This window comes from Albidovulum sp. (assembly GCF_049646345.1).
Taxonomy (GTDB): Bacteria; Pseudomonadota; Alphaproteobacteria; order Rhodobacterales; family Rhodobacteraceae; genus Albidovulum.
Window position 1 is genome coordinate 1 of sequence record NZ_JBARVQ010000232.1, and the last position, 4,192, is coordinate 4,192.

General features: G+C 63.0%; 2 protein-coding genes. One reads left to right on the forward strand and one right to left on the reverse strand.

The window, feature by feature from the left end; translation table 11 throughout:
- A partial coding sequence (locus tag WBB85_RS05540) for a trypsin-like peptidase domain-containing protein (RefSeq protein WP_432637632.1) occupies positions 1-2,560 on the reverse strand: 2,560 nt, incomplete at its 3' end.
- A 423-nt stretch (positions 2,561-2,983) separates the two neighbouring features.
- Here WBB85_RS05540 and WBB85_RS05545 point away from each other — a divergent pair.
- On the forward strand, positions 2,984-4,192 hold a 1,209-nt coding region (locus tag WBB85_RS05545; protein WP_432637633.1), incomplete at its 3' end, for a hypothetical protein.

Consider the following 4,192-nt stretch of genomic DNA (forward strand, 5'->3'; position numbering starts at 1 on the left):
AAGGTGACCGGCCGATGATTTCTGCAAGGAGCGCATTCAGCAAGGCGGAATCGGTCAAACAGGCGGCAAGTGTGCCGGGCGTATTTGTTGCGTCCCCCTGGCTCGCCCGCACAGCGCGGCCCTTCAGCCCGAGCACTGCTGTCACCAGATCTGCCCAATCGCCTGTGAATGGGGGCAGATCGCCGGAGTTGCGAATGTGGCCGAGTGGCCAGATCCGGTGGGAAAAGCCGTCCCCAAATGTCGGCAGGACGACAGGGGCAATCTGAAGAAGCCGCGTCACCTTCGGTTCCTTGCGGCGCATGGCCTCGTCGATCTGTGCCGCCGCGGCGACGGCCCCTGTGCCGAATGACAAAAGCGATAGGGTCCGTCCCTTCGCGGCCTCGATACAAAGCGCGGCCCCCGCCTGCCAGAGCGGACCACCCGGTTGTGCGGCACTGTCCGCCCCGGCGATGAAATCGTCGAGGAGCCTGCCGCAAAGCCGCGCCGCCCGCCGTTCCAGATAGATCGCGCCTTCGGCGGAGGCCTGACCGCCGAACCGTTCGGCCACCAGTGCCGCCTCGGCCCGCATCCGCGCCGCGACCGTGGCGAGTTCATCGACCCCGTAGACGATATGCAGGGGAAAGACGCCATTTTTCAGAAATGTCGGTGTGATATGGGCCGCGATGCGGGAAATCGCTTCGGCCCCGAACAAGGGATCGTGGTGCAGAATGGCCAGATGCGGGCAATCCGGGCCGTCATCCGAACGCAGCTCTGCGACCGCCTCCCGCAGCGCACCCAACCCAAGGCCGAGCCTGCCGGATTCCACGATGCCGTCGCGTTCGGCGTGGATCACATGGCCAAGAAGTGCATGGCGCGGCGCGCGGGGCAGGGCCGCGATCGGGGCGGCCAGTGTGCTGTCCGTCGTCGTCGCCTCGCCACTCGCCGGTGTCAGGCCAAATCCTGATGGCGAAGGTGGAGCCAGGCGGACAATCCAGGCGTCGATCAGGTTCTCGGCCCAATCGGCATAGCTCCAATGCGCAAGGCCGTCATGGCCGCGCCAGCCCCCCCAGCCCGGGCCCCAGGAATTCTGCACGATGAAGCCTTCGGCGTCATAGCCAATCACTGCGAAGGCATGGGCGCCGATCCGTTCGCGGTTGTGGCGGATCGCGTGTATACGTTTCCCGTCGCTGCGCATCCAGCCCGTATGAATGTGCGCTGACGCGGCAACGGCACCAAGCTCCTGAATTGCGGACTGGAAATCGGCGAGCCTCGGTCGCAGCCGGAAATAGCCGCCCGCTGTGACATTGCGCGCATCGCGCGCCGCGCGTCGGGTGATCGCCCAGCCCCGCTGGCCGGGCACGAAAGGTGCTTTCTCCTCGCTGCAGACGCCGGAGTGGTAAAACCCCTTGATCCCGGCCCGCAGGCTGGTGCCGCCGGGGCCTTCCGCGATCCATTCATCCTGAGTAAGCGCCATTTCGTAGAGCATTCTGGCACTGACAGGTTGGGCTTTCGGATCGGCCTTCTGCCGCTGCATGTCGATCAATGTGGCCAGCGCAAAGCCGACACAGGCGGGTTCGGACCGCTGGTTGAGGATAATGCGCCCGGAATCTCGGCCCGGCAGAACGTCGCGACGCGGCGCGGTCATCGGCGGCGTATAGAACCGGTCCCGTGTGTCGGGGCGGTCGGCCATCGCGGCGGCAAGAAGCGCTGCGGGTAAGCTGTCGTGGTTCGCGCCGATGAAGGGCGAAGAGTTCTCATCATCCGGATCGACGAGTGCGGGGGACCATGCGCCGGGCGGCCGCTGCACTGCATCGCTGCGGGCCGCCAAAGGCGCTGTATCAGCGATTTCCTCCCGCATCCGCGCCTCGGCAAGAAGCAATGGCATGGGTACGCATCGATTGGCTTCCGCGGCGTCCTTCGGACCACCGGTCAGGAACTGGCCACCTGTGGTATGCAGCGCGACGACCCGCTTCGTCCGAAGGTTGAAGACCGGAGACCCTGAACTGCCGCCCAAAGTCGATGCGTCATGCCCCATGAGCCGCGCCGCCGCCTCGACATGGCTCGCGGGCGTGCCCGGTGCGGCAACAGCGTCGGCGTTGAGGCAGAGACCGGGGCTGATCCTGCGAATGCCGAGATCCCCTTCGAACACGGACGCCGCTCCCCCAACAGCGGCAAGCGCGGGCGGTACGAAGCCCTGTGTGACGGGATATCCGAAGACCGCGATCGGTTCATCTGGCCGACCCTGCGCCCAGTCTGAGTCAGTTGCAAGTTGCGGAATAGCCTCCGGCGCAATGTCGAGCGGCCGGTCAAGCTCACACAACACGGCGTCCCAGAGACCGTGCGGCCAGATCACGGCTGCGATCTCGATGCCGTCCGTCACAGGGTCCGGGCGGTCGACAAAGGTGATCCGCGTCTGGCGCAAGGCACGCGGATCACCGGTGCCCACCGGAACCCTGCGGAGCTTGCGCGTGACCGGACGGCTGGCATTCAGCATGAATGCCAGAACGTGACCGGCTGTCAGGATGCGGGCATTGCGCCCTCCGCCGCCTGTATTGACGACCCAGCCGGTGCCGACGGGCATCCAATCCCCATTCGCCTGTCGCACATCAATTCTGCCGACGCTGGCGGAATAGTCCGAGGCAATTTCTTTCAAGCTGCCGGCGAAATCTCGCAACCCCGATGGCAGTTGGGGCGGAGGCAGTCCTGGCAGCGCATTTCCGGTAAGCGCGATCCCCGGCCGCATCAATCTGATGATCCGCCCGACACGCGAAAGTTGTCCACCGCCTGCCATCCCGTCGCCCTGCATAAGCGCGCGAAGATGCGGTACCATATTGAATTGCGCCATCGGATTATCCCTTCGGCAGAATACAATGCCTTATAAAATTATACATTAGTCTATCATCGAATCACAATGTGAGGCAGTCTCATCCTAACCTAAGTTTTTCAAACTCAGCGCAACGCTATTTTTTACTGCTGCGGAAAATTCATTTGAAGGGGTCAGACCATGGTATTCAACCACCGTGCCGCCGCTGTGCTTTCGTTTTGTCTGATGGCAGTTCCGTATGCCGTCTATGCAGAAACTGACCCTGACTACCGACCGGACATGGCCAAGCTATGCTCCACCCCAAAATCAGATGAAACGGGCCGGGTGATCTGCGCCGATATCGGGGCGCTGGACCAGACACTCGTCTACAACCGCTTCGGCTCTTTCAACCCGTTCGGGATGATCTTCGCGCTCGACCGCGATCTGGCGGTCTTGCGCGACGAAATGCCGGAGGTGGGAGCCGGGACAGAGAGTGCGGATGAGAAGCCACCTGTTATTGAGATCAAGGCCGCGTCGGATTGCGCGGCCCTGACCGGCGCGGAACACGGGCATCCCGGTGTGGATCTTGCTGCCGGAAATGTGCGGCTGAAGGATTGCAAGCGCCCTCGTCCGCTGGTTCTGAGGGCGAATGTTGGTGATGTGCTGATCGTGCGTGTATCGAACTGGCTTTTTGAACCAGAGGCGCCGGATTTCTCAAAGAATTTCTGTAAGGCGACCCCGACCAAAGACAGTAAGGCGACCCCGACCAAAGACAGTAATGCCGAAGCGGTGCGCCCTCATCTCTCCAGAGGGGATTCAGCATTGCTGCGCCACCACGAGGTGTCTTGTCTGGAAAAAGATGCTGTCGAGGCGGCTGCGGACAATCATCCACCGTCAATCTTCCCTGAACCGACCGACTGGCCCCGCACGCGCGGCGTCAACTTCGTCGTGCAGGGCCTTACGCCCTTGCCGATCGATGGCAATATCCATCCGGCCTGTATCGGCACCGGGTCCGTGGCGCCCGACGAAAGTTTCCTTTGCAAGTATAAGCTGCACCAGGAGGGAACATACTTCTTTGCCTCGCAGGCAGCGCCCGCCGGAGGTGAAGGCAATGGCGGATCCATCGTCCACGGCCTTTTCGGCGCGCTGATGGTCGAGCGCGCTGGGACCCGCGCCTATCGCAGCCAGACAACAACCGCCGCGTTCGACGCGGTCTGGCCGCGTGCGCAAAACGGGGTGCGCCATGCCCGTAGCGAGATCCTGGATTATGAGCGCGTGCTGGACGCTGCCGACCCGGCCTTGCGTGCCCCGATTCTGAACATGGCAATGGTACTGGATGAGGACAAGGGCGGTGCGCCGCTAGGTCAAAGCGCCTTCAAGGAAGCGAAACGGCTTGAAATTGTCCATTCC